Source organism: Enterovibrio gelatinilyticus (genome assembly GCF_028683095.1).
Classification (GTDB): domain Bacteria; phylum Pseudomonadota; class Gammaproteobacteria; order Enterobacterales; family Vibrionaceae; genus Enterovibrio; species Enterovibrio gelatinilyticus.
In genome coordinates, this window is record NZ_JAJUBC010000005.1 from 168,316 (window position 1) to 183,123 (window position 14,808).

Below are 14,808 nucleotides of genomic sequence, written 5' to 3' on the forward strand. Positions count from 1 at the left end.
CCCTCGGGCGGGTTTTGTCGTCAAGCAATGACGCCTGACGATACTTCGTTTTAAGCAGGGATGATTTAATGGCTACGGAAAGCGGTCTCCAATTCACTCTTACCGTCGAAGGCTTGCCTGACGACACCTTTGCTGTGCTTGAATTCTCGGGGGAGTCAGCACTCTCAGCCCCCTATTGGTATCAGGTCAAACTTGCTAGCCGGCAGGATACGGTGTCCAGAGACGCGGTGGTTGACTGCAATGTGACCCTCAAGCTGTGGCGTGATGGCGAGCTTGCGCAGCGCATTCATGGCATTGTCCGTCGCTTCACCCGTGGTGATACTGGTGCTAGTCATACGTTTTACACGTTAGAGATAGTGCCCGCTTTGTCTCGGCTTTCACTGCGCCAAAATAGCCGTATTTTTCAGCAGCAATCCACGCCTGAAATCATCAGTATTCTGCTTCAGGAAATGGGCATTGATGACTATGCCTTTTCGCTTTCAGCAACACCTCAAATACGCGAATACTGTGTTCAATACCGGGAGACAGATTTAGCGTTTCTCCAACGTCTCGCCGCCGAAGAAGGCATTTTCTATTGCTTTTTGTCTGCCAAAGACAAGCACACGGTGTTGTTTTCCGATGACACCCAGACTTTGCCCTCGTCTGGGCAGGCTTTCCTCTACAACACCAACGTCGGGGGCATCAGTGACCAACCGTTCGTTAAAGGCTGGCAATTTACGGCGCAAGCCCGACCGTCTTCCGTCACGCTCAAGGATTACAGTTTCAAAAAGCCCGCGTACAGCTTTCTACAAAACAAGGCAGGCACCGAGATGGCCTTCCAGCGCGGCACGTATGAACATTATGACTACCCTGGCCGCTTCAAAAGCGATACCTCAGGAAAGCCGTTTACCCAATATCGTCTCGAGCATTTGCGCAGTAATGCGATGACTGCCACGGCGTCCAGTAACATCATGCAGGTCGATGCGGGTCAGGTCTTTGATCTGATTGAGCACCCTGATAATGCCAACAACCGTGACTGGGTGGTGGTAAGCATGAACTGCCAAGGTACCCAACCACAGGCACTCGAAGAGCGCGGCGGCGAAGGTATGACCACCTTTCACAATACGTTTTCGGTCATCCCTGGTCATCGCCCTTGGCGGCCTGAGCCACAGGCGAGACCCTGCGTGCATGGCCCTCAAGTTGCCATTGTCACGGGCCCAGAGGGGGAAGAGATTTTCTGTGATGAATATGGGCGCGTGAAAGTGCAGTTCCCGTGGGACCGATACGGCAACAGCGATGAAAATTCCAGCTGTTGGGTGCGCGTTTCTCAAAGCTGGGCGGGCGCACAATACGGCATGATGGCGATACCGCGCATCGGCCATGAAGTGATTGTTTCCTTCTTAGAGGGCGACCCAGACCAACCGATCATTACTGGACGCACCTACCACGCGACCAATGTGCCGCCCTACCCGCTGCCGGCCAATAAAACCCGCACGGTGCTCAGAACCGAAACCCATCAGGGGGAAGGCTTTAACGAGTTGCGTTTTGAAGACCAAGCAGGACAAGAAGAAATCTACGTGCATGCCCAAAAGGACATGAACCTGCTGGTGGAGAACGACCGCAAAGACAACATCAAACATGACTTGCACTTGGATGTGGAGAACGAACGCTTTTCTCACATCAAAGTGGATGACCATCTGACCGTCGATGGACAAAGCAAAACACACGTCAAAGGCGACAAGACGGTGGTCACCGACCAATCTTTCCATATCAAAGCGGGGAAAGCACTGCTCAACGAAGCAGGCTCAGAAATTCACCACAAAGCCGGTCAGAAAGTGGTGATTGAGGCGGGCACCGAGATCACCCTGAAAGTCGGGGGCAACTTCGTCAAAATCGACCCCGCAGGTGTGCATATTGTCGGCTCTGCGGTCAACCTCAACTCAGGCGGTGCGTCGGGCTCAGGCTCGGGATTTGGTGGGGTCATGCCAATGATGCCGAATGGGGTGACAGCCCCGAAAGCGCCAGAGGAAATACAGCCCAATTTTGCCACTGCCCTGCTTTATGCGGCAGAGGCCAACCTTGTTATGCTCCCGCTCTGTGGTCAGCAAGCTGATGGTACGTGTTCACTGGGGAACGATTGTCGATGCAAACCGTAACGTCAAAAGACTTAGTGCGGGAGATAAACAAAACATCCCGTTTAGTATTGTTGTTGGATACGCCCTGTTTCGACGAGGTTGAGTGTTTTCAACTATTAGAAAATACGAAGAGTTACTCGCTATTCACAGGGACACCCTTTGCATCAATGCGTCAGGTATCCCCTCATCTAATAGAAATAGGCACAGAGCATCAAGCCCTACTTGAAGCCTGTCTGGAAAAACGTTCAGGCTGTATTATCGCCAGTAACAAGCCGCTTAAAGATATGCAACAAGCACTCGCAAAGCAGCTGGTAGTAGAAAGCTCAGATCAAGGTACCTGCTATCTGCGGTTTTACTCCCCCATGGTGACACGCGCACTCGTCGATACGCAACACAACCCTACGCCTTCATGGCCACTAGCAGACTCACTTTATGTACCGCATTACCATCTAAACTCTTGGCAGTGCATGCCACTCAATGGCGTGCGACAAGGCATCACCACCACCATGCATATACAACTGGCTAAGCAAATGCAGATACAGCGAACAGCCTATGCATTGCGTTTGTCCGCTGCAGAAGGAGAGATAAGCGCGTTGACGCATTATCGCTTTGCGCAAGCGGTGGTCGGATTCGCCGAGCTCACAGGTGTGACCTTTGCAGAAAAAGATACATGGCACTCTCGGCTTTCCGATTGCCTCCCTCTTTTGAGTAACATCGATTGGGAGGCTTTTTTCTCCGACTATCAAACACCCGCTCTCGCTCTGCATGCCCTTACTGTTCGTACATCTCAGGCAGAGATGTTAGCCCCCCATTTGCAGGAACGCACACATGGATAAACTCATTCTTCCCCCTTGCGCAACGCCCCCTTCACGAGGGCCGCATCCCGTTGATCCAATGATACCGAGAGTGTGCGAAAATGAAAAAACGCCACTTGTTTATCATGACATCGCTTATCTTGTGGGAAGTGACCGCTTCTATTTGCTCACCGAAGAGGCCTGTCATTATTTGAGTCAGGCGGAAAAAAAGCTCGACGGTGTGACGGGAGAAGATCCTGAGGCCATGGCAGAATCTGGTTTACTCGATGGCACGACCGTCGCCCATTTATCTTCTTTCTTGTCGGCATCACAGGATCGAGACGAATACCATAAGCTAGAGGAGTGGTTAAACACACCTGATCGCGGGTTATTTGGTCTAGAAAAAGCGCGGCATGAAAAAGACACCGTAAAAAAGCGCAGGGAGCTTAAATCGCTTCAAAAGAAAGCCCTGGAAGGCGCCAAACAAAAAGGGTATTCCTACAAAAATGGGGCGCTTTATACCCCAAGGGAAACCCAGATCCATACCCTTTTGAAGCAATACGCCAACGTCAAGCAAACCTTCCTTGATAAAAAAGAACTCGCGCCCGCCGCGCAAGTGGCAGCCCTGCAAGACAACATGGATCTGCGTCGTTTAATTGGCAAAGAAGGGTCCGCAATTATTGGCCCCGTTCGCGCCAATATCATTGCCTATTACGAGGCAGAGCAAGCTCTCGAAGTAACCAGTGAAGCGTTTAATGCCCTGGTAACCTGTATTGAGGACTTGGAAAAACTCGGGGTCGCCATGCCTGAATGTGCATTGGCCTTGGATGGGCAAGATGGCCACACAGCATTGGCCGACTACTATCAACTGCTTCATGACGCGCAAACATTTGAAGACAGCTTGCGCGAGCGGTTGATGGCCTTAAGTAAATCGACGGACTACCGCAGAATTCCACCGTCGGCAATTCTAGCCGACGAATATACGCAGCTTAAAGAACTGGAAAACAAAGCAAACATACTCCATAACCGAGCCCATGAGTTAGCCTCAGAGCACCGACTATTGTTGGTTTGGTCACCTGATGACTACAAAGAGAAACCCCTGCAACGCCTGATGACAGACCGTTTCCCGTTGCGAGAATACCTGTTAGGCACCCCCAAACCAGGGGCAAGTCAAGTCCCTTTAGCCCAACTTCGCTACCTTAGCTTGGTAGATGTGCCGCACCCCACCAATCCTTCGGGCACCTTGATGATTGTAGATTTCACGGCCACCGCCTCCTTGGGCAAAGCATTTGAACACATCCTGAGTCAAGGTCTCGCGACGCCAATCCCGATAGAAGACGGTTGGTTTGACGAAAAAGGCCTATTTGCCCCCGAGCACTTTCATGCATCACTGGCCGCCAAACGATGGGAAGTCAAAAGCCTTAAAGCTGACACGACAACATGGGACACAGCGGTATCCGGTATTCTGTACCGTGATTTCATCAAAAAAAGGCTCGACCCCTTCGACAGCGCCCCTCAAGCACAATTTTTCCGATTTAGCACCGAGGCGTTTGCGCATGACTATACCAAGCGCATTTCGAATTTCACTTATGAAGAAAGTAGTTCCAGAATGTTTGAACGCGGGCGGCCCCCCACTGACAGCAACTCGCAAGGCTGGAGAGCGGTCCAAAAAGTGGAAGCCAAGTACAACCTTTATGCCGCAAAAGGCGAACTGAACGTGATACAGGCGAGTAACGGCCAACCTTACCTTTCCTTCCCAGATGAAAAAGACATCGATGCAAAAAAAGATATCACCTTGTTATTGCGTGTACTCAACAAACATGACGGTAAGCCCGCGAAAGAAGAGACCATTGCTTTTAACCCCGGATTATTGAGGACACGCCTTTACATCAAGGCTTACGGATTTGCTGGTGCCACCTTGGCAGGGCAAAAAGAAATGCGCTTTGAGTCCGGAGGACTGTCAGCGTTGACGCAGTTGCAGTCGTCCGATGCAACCTTAAACCTCGAAGCCAAAATCGGTGTTGAAATGGCGTGCTACTTAGATTGGTTCTTGCCCGATCGCTCACTGGACGGCATTAACGTGCCGGATTTCATTGTGCCGAACGACGTGAAAATGCTTACCACATTAAAAGGCCAACTCAAGGTAGAACTGGAAGGGAAAGTCTCCTCCCCTTTGCTGTTTAAATTCGTGAACGGTAAGTTGCATGTGCGCATGCAGGTAGGCCAAAGTTTCAAATTCGTGATTGAAGGGGAGGTGATGCCGCAGGCCATCGGCGCGTGGATATGGCAGTTTCAGCGAGTACTACGCGAGGCCAACTACCGCCCCGTTGATATCGTTGAAGATGACGAAACCTTTCAGGCCTTGTCCACAATGAGTCGGGTGTGCCTGCTGTCTCAGATGCAAATCGGTTTGTTTTTTGCGCACAAAAAAGACGTGTGGGATAAAGTGATGGGGATATTTGAAGGCAGTTCTGCACCCACCGTAGCTCATTTGTTGGCCTTTGGTACCGAAAGCGCCCTGAAGCCTTGGCTGCAAATGCTGGTGCCGGAAGGCTTAGCGCCCTTGATTGAGACCCTGCTGAGTGAGCCAGATGCAGCAAGTATAAAGGAAAGCAAAGATGTGACGACCTTCTATAACGAAGATGACGTTTTAGCCATGCAACAAATCGGCTTGATGAAAATCTTTATGTGGCTGCATGAGCTCTGGTCACAGCGCCCGTCTGAAAGCGCTGCCGTAGTTCGCCAGGTCGAGGAAGCTCTCTCGCGCCTACAACGAAATCATGGGATGCCACAACAGCGTAAGCTGGATTTTATGGCCAATTGTGACCGAATCAGAGCGATGCTGAATCGGTCCGCATACATCAATCCTAAAGAAAAACCCAATTTATCTATAGCTTATAGTCGAACGGGCAAATCATTTAGTCATCACCACTTCAATGACCTTGTTATCGTGAAATACAACGAGGTGAAACAAAACAAGGCACAACTGGAGCAAGAGGTTATCGATCTTAAGCAGGAAGCGCTCAAAGAAGGCATGACCTCACGTACACCTTTCCAAATACCTTATGGCAGTGCTTATACATTTTAGGGAGACACTCAATCATGAAAATGCACCTTCATCGATATACCTTTCACTCCCTGCGAGCCCTGCTGATACTGGCAGTCAACTTGCTGTGGGCCTTGCCGACGCTGGCAACCACACTGACTGCAGAGCAAGCGTACCAAAAAGGCAAAATCCTTCACTTTCAGGACAGGTTCGAAGAAGCAGAGCCCTATTTACTGCAAGCGGGTGAGAGTGGGAATGCGGCAGCGTATTATTTAGTAGCTACTTCTGATAGCTATAATCGATTTTCTATGAGTAGCCAAGAGTTCGAATACAGAACAAAGGCTGCTGAAAATGGTCATTTATTAGCGATGTTAGGTCTAATTGGAGATAGAAGTAAAGCTTCCTCGTCACAAAAAAAAATGTGGCGAAAGCGATTTTTAAATGCTCTTGGCCCACAGATAGAGGAAAGAAATCCCTTTGCTATGGTGTTGAAATCTAGGCTTTACTTTAAGGAAGATAGCATCAGCATGTATGTTGAATCTCTTAAAAATGCAGCCTACGCCGGTTATCCCCGAGCGCAATGGGAAATAGCTAGACGTTTTGAAAGCGGCGAAGGCTGGTTCTTTCTGCCGGGTAGCCGGGAGAAAGAAGTTGCCAAGCTTTATGAAGCATCAGCCCGTGGTGGTTACCATGATGCAATTTGGTATATCGGCGCTACGATGATTGAAAAGGGAGAGATAGATGCTGGCATAAGGTATTTGCAGCCTATTTTCTCTAGCGGAAATACCTCCATTCTTTCAACATATAGCTCTCTTATTACCAATATATTCCCTGATGACCACCCTACATGGAAATACAAAGACCCATTAACAGGCACTGCATATTTAAAGGCTATCAAAGAGTCCATGTCAGAAGAAAGTAATAATGGGGCGAATAAGCAATTTTACGAATGGGCTAAGGAGCTCTTGACAACGGAAGAAATCCAGCAAGTCGACCAACTCACTGATGAATACCTCAGCACCCACACCGTTTATAAACAAGACGGCCTTGATGAATACGAATACACAGTAGACAACCTGCACACCGCGATTGAACGCTGGGGTGGAAATGCCATTGAATAGATATGCTAGGCCAATATCGGCTTAGAATTGCACTACTTTCCCATGCCAGATGTTCCCGAAAGAGACGTACTGCGTTTTCAAGCTAACAGCTTTACCCGTGTTGGCCCACTCAGTGAAGTGGCGCTGTTAAAAGCCCAAAACGTACCGGCCAGTGAACTTGCCCCGCTGACCACCCAACACATCACTTGGAAAACCCTATAACCATGTTTTGGAAAAAAAAGAAAAATCAGGATATCGACCTGACAGAGCTCACACCCAAGGCGGGAGACACCCGCAAATTTCTTGCAGGCGAAGCGGTGTTTTTTTCGCCCAAGCCCCTTCCTTCAGCAAAAATTGCCAAAGAAGCCAAGGTGACCTCGCCCGAAATACTGGTCATTAACGACACTTACATGGATATCGGTCAGCGTTTGCAGGGCAAGGCCTCGCAGGTACAGTTGGTGAATACAGTGATATGCTTTGTTGCCATTGTGATGTCGCTATTAGTCATCATGTTTGGATTTAGGGATGCTTCTACTTACGGGTCTATCGAAGCATCATTTCGGGCAGTATTTGATGAACTCGCTGTGCCCTTCACTTTTGCCTTTGGCTTACCAGCAGCTCTTTGCTGGTACGTTGTTATCAGCAGCTCTCTGGAATTCGCCCGCCAGCGTCCTATCCGCTTAAATCGTGAACGCCGGGAAATCTGCTATTACTCCGACAAAGAAAAAAAGCCCACCATTGCCCCGTGGGAAGAGGTGGTGTGTTGGGTAGCCACGAACCGCGGCACCACAGGCAACAGTTTGGTGACGCATTTTACCTTTGGATTGGCCATTCCCACGCCTGATGGCAAGGATTACTGGATACTGCGCCGTCCGATTGCCACAGTGACCGACGGACAACGCATGTGGGAAACCATGCGCATGTACATGGATGAGCCGCCAGCACGTCGTCCGACCCCAAGTCCCTTTGAAAAAGAAGACCGTGCCTTGTTTGATAAGAACCGTCGTGAAATGCGGGAGAAGTTCAAAAAAGGCCCTAAACGTTGGCTTACCCTCAATTCAGAAGCACCTTGGGTGTCTTATGCTTCGATGTTTTTCTATTACACGTACCATATCTTGAGCGGTTGGAAGCTGCCTTACCTAGTCTCTGAATGGACCGATAGTCTTGCAAAAGTGGAACTGCCACAAGAGGTGGCAGATTGGTCGACACCTATTCCTGAGAGCGAATGGGCTAAACCGAGTGAAGAGTTGTTGAAGCAACGCGCAGCCATTGAAAAGCACTATGAAGCCGGCGGCGGCATCATGGATTATCGTCAAACTGAGGGTGAGAAGACCCAATAACTATGTTCTGGAAAAAAAAGAAAAATCAGGACATCGACCTGACGGAGCTTACGCCCAAGGCGGGAGACACCCGCAAATTTATTGCAGGTGAAGCGGTATTTTTTTCGCCCAAGCCTCTTCCTTCAGCAAAAATTGCCAAAGAAACCGTGGTGACCTCGCCCGAAATACTGGTCATTAACGACACTTACATGGATATCGGTCAACGGTGTCAGGGTAAAGCCGGACAAGTGCAACTGGGAAACTCCACGATTGGCTTTGGTGCCGTTGTGGTGCTGCTCTTTATGGTAAGGGTAGGATTCGAGGATGCTGCGGTTTACGGTTCTTTTTGGGCTTCATTTTTATCTGCGTTTAATGAACTTGTTGAGCCCCTCACTTTCGCCTTTGCCCTTCCAATTGGCATTTTCTGGCACGTCGTTATCAGCAGCTCTCTCGATTTTGCCCGCCAGCGCCCTATTCGCTTAAACCGTGAGCGCCGGGAAATCTGCTATTACTCCGACAAAGAAAAAAAGCCCACCATTGCCCCGTGGGAAGAGGTGGTGTGTTGGGTAGCCACGAACCGCGGTACCACAGGCAACAGCATGGTGACGCATTTTACCTTTGGATTGGCCATTCCCACGCCTGATGGCAAGGATTACTGGATACTGCGCCGCCCGATTGCCACAGTGACCGACGGACAACGCATGTGGGAAACCATGCGCATGTACATGGATGAGCCGCCAGCACGTCGTCCGACCCCAAGCCCCTTTGAAAAAGAAGACCGTGCCTTGTTTGATAAGAACCGTCGTGAAATGCGGGAGAAGTTCAAAAAAGGCCCTAAACGTTGGTTTATCCTCAATTCCAATGCGCCTTGGGTATCTTATGCCTCGATGTTTTTCTATTACACGTACCATATCCTGAGCGGTTGGAAGCTGCCTTATCTGGTGTCCGAGTGGACAGACAACCTCGCAAAAGTAGAACTGCCGCAAGAAGTGGCAGATTGGTCAACACCTATTCCTGAGAGCGAATGGGCAAAACCGAGTGAGGAATTGCTAAGAGAACGCGCAGCCGTTGAAAAGCACTATGACGCTGGCGGCGGCATCATGGATTATCGTCAAACTGAGGGTGGGAAAACCCAATAACTATGTTTTGGAAAAAAAAGAAAAATCAGGATATCGACCTGACAGAGCTCACACCCAAGGCGGGGGATACCCGCAAATTTCTTGCAGGCGAAGTGGTGTTTTTTTCGCCGGTGTTCGCACCGGTATTTCCGTCGCGACCACCGCGAAATGGTGCAAGCCAGGTGGTGAGCCCAAGGCCCGTCACTTTGTCGCCCACTTGAGTGAAGTTCAGGTCAAAACACTCGAGAGTGAGCAACGCTATAAAACGACACCAAACGAAGGCTGGGTGAGTATGTTGAAAAGATAGAGCGTTACTTTTCCACCAGCCTGCCTGCTCGGACAGAGATGATGGAAGAAGACCACCGCTACCTGCCAGAGTTGCGCTCTGCAGCCTGGTCGCCTGATCTCACCAAAGACGAAATACGATTACTTCAAGAAGTAATCTACCGCAATAGCCGGTTTGCCCGAGACTCCTGAACCGACCAACAACTCTGGCGACAAAAACCAACAACCCCTTAACCTTTACTCGCTAAATCGTGACCTCTAATCGAAAATCACTGCATTTAATTTCTCCAAAAGTTATTTGTGAAAACCTTCACATTCTTGTTTTTATTTTGGGGATAGTATCTCGCCATATTTTATGGAGAACGTCCGTGTCTAATAAAACCAAAGCATTCATATTCACGCTTACAAGCATAGTAAATATGTTTGTGCGTAATATTGCGCTTTGTGTTTGTGTAGAACATACCAGTAAATTAGACAGCGACGCTGAAAATAAACTCGATGAAACCTCGGAGTGTTATAATGAACTCTATATTTGCATTGGTGAGTCGGCAAAAAATGTCTACTATTTCTGGCATCGGTTTACTTCTTCAGCAAGACAATTCCGCCACGTTACAACCTTAACCATCAGCGTACAGTTACTAAACCGATCTTTGGTCGAACTGGCTTACGCCTTATGCGTCTCTGTACTATCAATGATCAGCTTCTACCGCTACGCGCCAGGATCTGACACATTGAAAAACAAACAGTTATGCCTTGAGTGCGCAATCAAAATGAATACTCAGCGAAACAGCAATCATCATCAGGTGGTTGCTGTTTTTTTATGTCTAAAGAAATGCTTTTCTCCCTAAATCGAGGTAACTATGTTTATTGTTTGTGTCGCCGCTTGTCCAACGGGTATTGCTCATACATATATGGCCGCAGAAGCATTAGAAATGCTTGGTAAAAAAAACGGCTGGGAAATAAAGGTAGAAACACAAGGAAGCACAGGTATTGAAAATGAAATCACTGAAGACGACATTGCCCGTGCGGATGGTGCCATCATTGCCACCGAAATATTAATTGATGGAGTGGAAAGGTTCGAATTATTAACAAAACTGGAATGTTCGGTAGCTGACCCTATCAAACAACCGGATGCTGTTTACAACACCATGATGCACCTTATTAATAACAAATAATAAAAAGGACACCTGCCATGACCCTACTATTAAAAAAAGAAAAAACAGAACTCGATAAATTACGCGAAGCCTTAATGACAGGCGTATCGTATATGATCCCTGTTATTGTCGCGGGCGGTATGATGCTTGCTTTCGGTTCACTTTTTGAAACGATCACAGGCATCGATTTAAAAACCAGTGACTCGCTTTTTGCTCAAATCATCAATGATCTCAAAACATTCGGCCTGTATGGGCTTGGTTTGTTGTTTCCCGTTATTGCCGCGTTTGTCGGCTTTGGTTTAGCCGGCAAAGCTGCCATCGCCCCCGGTTTGATTGCAGGTATGCTAGCGAAAGACATGCAAATGGGCTTTTTGGGGGCATTGCTCGGCGGTTTGATGGCGGGTTACCTTGTTCGCTGGATGCTCGCCAACATTAAGCTACCAAAGGAATTTCGTAGCTTGCTCCCGATGGTGATCATTCCGCTGTTTGGTACTGCGATTATCTTATTCGTAATGAAATACATTGTTGGTTACCCACTCGTTGCACTCAATACTGGCTTGGAAAACTGGTTAATTGGCATGTCGGGTGGAAACAAAGTCATTATGGCGGCCGTACTAGGCGCAATGGTGGGCTTTGATCTCGGCGGCCCAATCAACAAAGCAGCAATTACTGTCAGCTTCGGCCTGTTTGCGCAGGGCATCTATGAACCGGTTACGGCGTCTCACATCGCTATCATGATTGCACCGTTCGGTATTGGCTTATCCACCATCATTGCCAAGCAGTACTACACCAAAGAACTACAAGAAAATGGTCGCGCAGCGCTCATGATGTCTTGCGTGGGGATTAGTGAAGGGGCCATTCCATTCATTCTCGCCAACCCTGCACTCATTATCATCAATGCCATCGGCAGTGCCATCTCTGCCATGTTAGTCGTCACGTTTGATTCGATTGTTCAAGCCCCTGCTGCGGGTATTCTAGCGCTGGTGCTCTCTTCGAACATCTTGCTTTACTTTGTTTCGATTGCAGGCGGTGTGGCCTTTGTAGCCATTGGCACCACCATCATGATGAAACGTCAATTCATGCGCCAACAAGCACAATCTGAAAGTGCTGTTCACGCTGAAACAGCGCAAGGGTAATGAGCATGTCGATGAATAAAAAAGCCTATATTGTCCCTCACACTCATTGGGACCGAGAGTGGTACTTCAGCACTGAAGAGTCACAGGTTCTGCTGACGTTCACCATGAAGCAGATGCTTGATGAGCTGGAAAAAGACGACAACTTACCTTGCTTCGTGCTTGATGGTCAGTCCGTCATGTTGGAAGACTACTTAAGTGTGGTTCCCGAAGACACCGATCGCGTCAAACGCCTTGTCGAAAGTGGCAAATTGCTTGTGGGCCCTTGGTACACGCAAACCGACCAATGTGTGGTACATGGAGAGTCCCAGATCCGCAATCTGATGTGGGGTTGCCGTGATGCTGAGCGTTTCGGCAAGTTGATGGACATCGGCTATGTTCCAGATTCTTTTGGTCAAAGTGAGCAATTACCGCAGCTATTGCAGCACTTCAACATCGATAAATGCGTATTCTGGCGCGGGATTTGGGAGGGCATTTGCCCAAGCACAGAGTTTGTGTGGCGCGCTCCTGATGGCAGTAAAGTCACCACAGCGGTATTGGAATTTGGCTACAGCGCCTTTCAAGGCATGAAGCCGATGAACGAGCACTTAGATGCGATGGATCAGAAAATGAACCAACGCTTCTGGCCCGGTGAGCGCGAACACTTCTTGTTCATGGGTGGACACGATCAGAAACCTTGGCAGGCAGAAACGGCTGAAGCCATCAAAGCAGCCAATAACCAACGAGAGCATGAATACCAACTTTGTACCTTTGACGATTACTTTGCCGCAACCTGTTCTGGTGGGCTGCCGGAAGTACAAAGTGAGATGCTTTACGGTAAATACAGCCGTATTCACCGTGGTATTTATTCCACGCGCTATGACATTAAAAAACGCAATGCGGATGTTGAAAACCTGCTGATTAATCAGTTGGAGCCACTGCTAACTGTTGCTAACTATCATGGCCTTGCCTATCCGTATGGCCTGATGGAGAAGAACTGGAAGCAGTTGATGCAAAGCCATGCACATGACTCGATTGGTGGATGTAATACAGATTCCGTTAACCGTCAGGTCGATGCGCGTATCTCTGCTGTTCAGGAAAACGCGGAGCGTTTGAAAGACATCACACTGAAACAATTGGCTGACGCATCCACGAAAGGTCTGGATGGCGAATATGTGTTGGTGTTCAACCCACTGCCGTATGTGCGCGATGCTATGGTTGAGTTGGAGTTAGTGCTGCCGACGCGCTGTTTCTCGCTCTCTGACGGAACTACCAACGTTGAGTTTGAGCCACTGTCGTGTGAAAAGGTCAACATCAACGCCATTGTTCAAGACCCAACCACCCTGGGTGATGAAATGTACCGAACCTGGTACCGTCATCACGTCGTGGCATCCTTAAAACAGATGACGGCCTGCGGCTATAAGAACCTGCTAGTGACGCGCTTAGATGACGTAGAACCTACTTTCAGCGCACAACAAACGGACGTGATGTCAGGAACCGTTCTGGACAATGCTCACCTAACCGTCAGCATTAACGCGCAGGGCCAAGTGGCGATGAGTCATAAGGCATCTGGCCAGCATTGGGACAATGTATTGTCTTTGGTTGATGGCGGCGACGACGGCGACAATTATGATTTTTCTAAACCGTACAACGATCACTTGGTGATGTTTGCGGTGAAAGAGAACGGAGTCAGCGTTCAGCATGGCGAACTGCAATCTCGTGTTGCTATTCAATACTCCGCTAAGCTGCCTTTGAACCTGCAAGAACGTGCAGATAACGTCTGCTCTGTCACTCAAGAACTCGAGCTGGTTATTTCATTGGCAGCAGACAGTGATCAACTTGAAATCACTGTGAACATCGACAACAAGGTTGATGACCATCGTTTGCAACTGCACATTAACGGCGGCTTTATTAATGCAGACAGCATCGCCGATCAGCCAATTGGCTTGATCCGTCGTCACGATGATAGTGAAGCATTATCAATTTGGTCTGAGCAGCACTGGACGTCCTGCCCTGCGCCAATCTACCCGATGCAAAGCCTTGTTGCGGGAGAAACTCTGGAAGGCGGACTGGCGGTACTCACGAATGGTATTCGTGAATATCAGCAATACCCGTCTTCAATCGCTGTCACTTTATTCCGCTCGGTGGGTTATGTCGGCAAGCCTGAGCTGCAATATCGTCCGGGTCGCCTTTCGGGTCTACCTGATGAAAGCCCTGATTCACAGCTTCGCACGTCGCTAAGCTTCACTCTGGCATTGCATCCGTTCACAGGTAACGTCATGGAAGCGGGCCTGTGCCATCGCGTGAAGTCTTGGCTGACAAAACCGGTCGCACTCCATAACGGTGTCGTTCAGCGATTTATGATTGCGCCTCCCGCTTTTGAAGCCCCAGCCGATTACAGCCTGTTTAATTATGCTCACCCAACCCTTGCCGTCTCTGCCATCAAAACAGCAGAAGACGACAAGCACGCCTTTGTGGTGCGCTTAATTAATGACAGCAATCAACCGACCACTTTGGGTGAATTGCCAACAGGATGGAAAGTCGATATTGCTGATGGACTCGAGCGCACTATCAGCCTCGCAAGCAACCATACCGAGGTCGCACCTCAAGGCATGATTGCTTTGCGCTTAAAGCGAGAATAAACCGTCACGCGATGCCCTCAAAACCATGAGGTGAGATCGCGCTAATAAAGGCCACGCTGTCTAGGTGGCCTGTTTACCCAATCTAACGTCACCTCCTTGATGCTGCAAAACTCGCGGCAGGGAC

General features: G+C 49.1%; 12 protein-coding genes. All 12 read left to right on the top strand.

Annotated elements, in window-relative coordinates:
* Positions 1-68 precede the first annotated feature (68 nt).
* The 12 genes from LRP50_RS06465 (at position 69) to LRP50_RS06520 (ending at position 14,684) form a co-directional block, all read left to right on the top strand.
* Complete coding sequence (locus LRP50_RS06465; RefSeq protein ID WP_274163646.1) at positions 69-2,135, top strand: type VI secretion system Vgr family protein; 2,067 nt, start codon at positions 69-71, stop codon at positions 2,133-2,135.
* A complete protein-coding gene (locus LRP50_RS06470) occupies positions 2,123-2,950 on the top strand; it encodes a DUF4123 domain-containing protein (protein WP_274163647.1) in 828 nt (275 codons plus the stop codon). Before LRP50_RS06465 ends, LRP50_RS06470 begins: the two co-directional genes overlap by 13 nt.
* Positions 2,943-5,996, top strand: coding sequence for a hypothetical protein (locus LRP50_RS06475; protein WP_274163648.1), 3,054 nt, complete (start codon positions 2,943-2,945; stop codon positions 5,994-5,996). The genes LRP50_RS06470 and LRP50_RS06475 overlap by 8 nt, the downstream gene beginning before the upstream one ends.
* A 14-nt stretch (positions 5,997-6,010) precedes the next feature.
* Positions 6,011-7,075, top strand: coding sequence for a hypothetical protein (locus tag LRP50_RS06480; RefSeq protein ID WP_274163649.1), 1,065 nt, complete (start codon positions 6,011-6,013; stop codon positions 7,073-7,075).
* 42 nt (positions 7,076-7,117) lie between these two features.
* Entirely contained in the window at positions 7,118-7,276 is a 159-nt protein-coding gene (locus LRP50_RS06485) for a hypothetical protein (RefSeq protein ID WP_274163650.1), read from the top strand.
* A gap of 2 nt (positions 7,277-7,278) precedes the next feature.
* Positions 7,279-8,394 carry a DUF6708 domain-containing protein gene (locus LRP50_RS06490; RefSeq protein WP_274163651.1) on the top strand — a complete coding sequence of 372 codons (1,116 nt, stop codon included), beginning with the start codon at positions 7,279-7,281 and terminating at the stop codon, positions 8,392-8,394.
* Positions 8,395-8,396: 2 nt separating this feature from the next.
* Entirely contained in the window at positions 8,397-9,512 is a 1,116-nt protein-coding gene (locus LRP50_RS06495; RefSeq protein WP_274163652.1) for a DUF6708 domain-containing protein, read from the top strand.
* Between the two features lie 2 nt (positions 9,513-9,514).
* Positions 9,515-9,712: a hypothetical protein gene (locus tag LRP50_RS06500; RefSeq protein ID WP_274163653.1), complete on the top strand. Its 198-nt coding sequence runs from the start codon at positions 9,515-9,517 to the stop codon at positions 9,710-9,712.
* A 432-nt stretch (positions 9,713-10,144) separates the two neighbouring features.
* On the top strand, positions 10,145-10,624 hold the full coding sequence (locus tag LRP50_RS06505; protein ID WP_274163654.1) for a hypothetical protein: 480 nt from the start codon (positions 10,145-10,147) through the stop codon (positions 10,622-10,624).
* Positions 10,625-10,636: 12 nt separating this feature from the next.
* Complete coding sequence (locus LRP50_RS06510) at positions 10,637-10,951, top strand: PTS fructose transporter subunit IIB (protein WP_274163655.1); 315 nt, start codon at positions 10,637-10,639, stop codon at positions 10,949-10,951.
* Positions 10,952-10,968: 17 nt separating this feature from the next.
* A complete protein-coding gene (locus LRP50_RS06515) occupies positions 10,969-12,066 on the top strand; it encodes a PTS fructose transporter subunit IIC (protein WP_274163656.1) in 1,098 nt (365 codons plus the stop codon).
* Positions 12,067-12,071: 5 nt separating this feature from the next.
* The gene (locus LRP50_RS06520) at positions 12,072-14,684 is read left to right on the top strand and encodes a glycoside hydrolase family 38 N-terminal domain-containing protein (RefSeq protein ID WP_274163657.1); all 2,613 of its coding nucleotides are present in this window, start codon (positions 12,072-12,074) and stop codon (positions 14,682-14,684) included.
* The last annotated feature ends 124 nt before the right edge of the window (positions 14,685-14,808 follow it).

Coding starts and splice junctions, on each gene's coding strand:
- LRP50_RS06485 (WP_274163650.1), top strand. CDS start 7,118: ATGCCAGATGTTCCCGAAAGAGACGTACTGCGTTTTCAAGCTAACAGC.
- LRP50_RS06515 (WP_274163656.1), top strand. CDS start 10,969: ATGACCCTACTATTAAAAAAAGAAAAAACAGAACTCGATAAATTACGC.
- LRP50_RS06490 (WP_274163651.1), top strand. CDS start 7,279: ATGTTTTGGAAAAAAAAGAAAAATCAGGATATCGACCTGACAGAGCTC.
- LRP50_RS06495 (WP_274163652.1), top strand. CDS start 8,397: ATGTTCTGGAAAAAAAAGAAAAATCAGGACATCGACCTGACGGAGCTT.
- LRP50_RS06520 (WP_274163657.1), top strand. CDS start 12,072: ATGTCGATGAATAAAAAAGCCTATATTGTCCCTCACACTCATTGGGAC.
- LRP50_RS06475 (WP_274163648.1), top strand. CDS start 2,943: ATGGATAAACTCATTCTTCCCCCTTGCGCAACGCCCCCTTCACGAGGG.
- LRP50_RS06500 (WP_274163653.1), top strand. CDS start 9,515: ATGTTTTGGAAAAAAAAGAAAAATCAGGATATCGACCTGACAGAGCTC.
- LRP50_RS06510 (WP_274163655.1), top strand. CDS start 10,637: ATGTTTATTGTTTGTGTCGCCGCTTGTCCAACGGGTATTGCTCATACA.
- LRP50_RS06465 (WP_274163646.1), top strand. CDS start 69: ATGGCTACGGAAAGCGGTCTCCAATTCACTCTTACCGTCGAAGGCTTG.
- LRP50_RS06480 (WP_274163649.1), top strand. CDS start 6,011: ATGAAAATGCACCTTCATCGATATACCTTTCACTCCCTGCGAGCCCTG.
- LRP50_RS06470 (WP_274163647.1), top strand. CDS start 2,123: ATGCAAACCGTAACGTCAAAAGACTTAGTGCGGGAGATAAACAAAACA.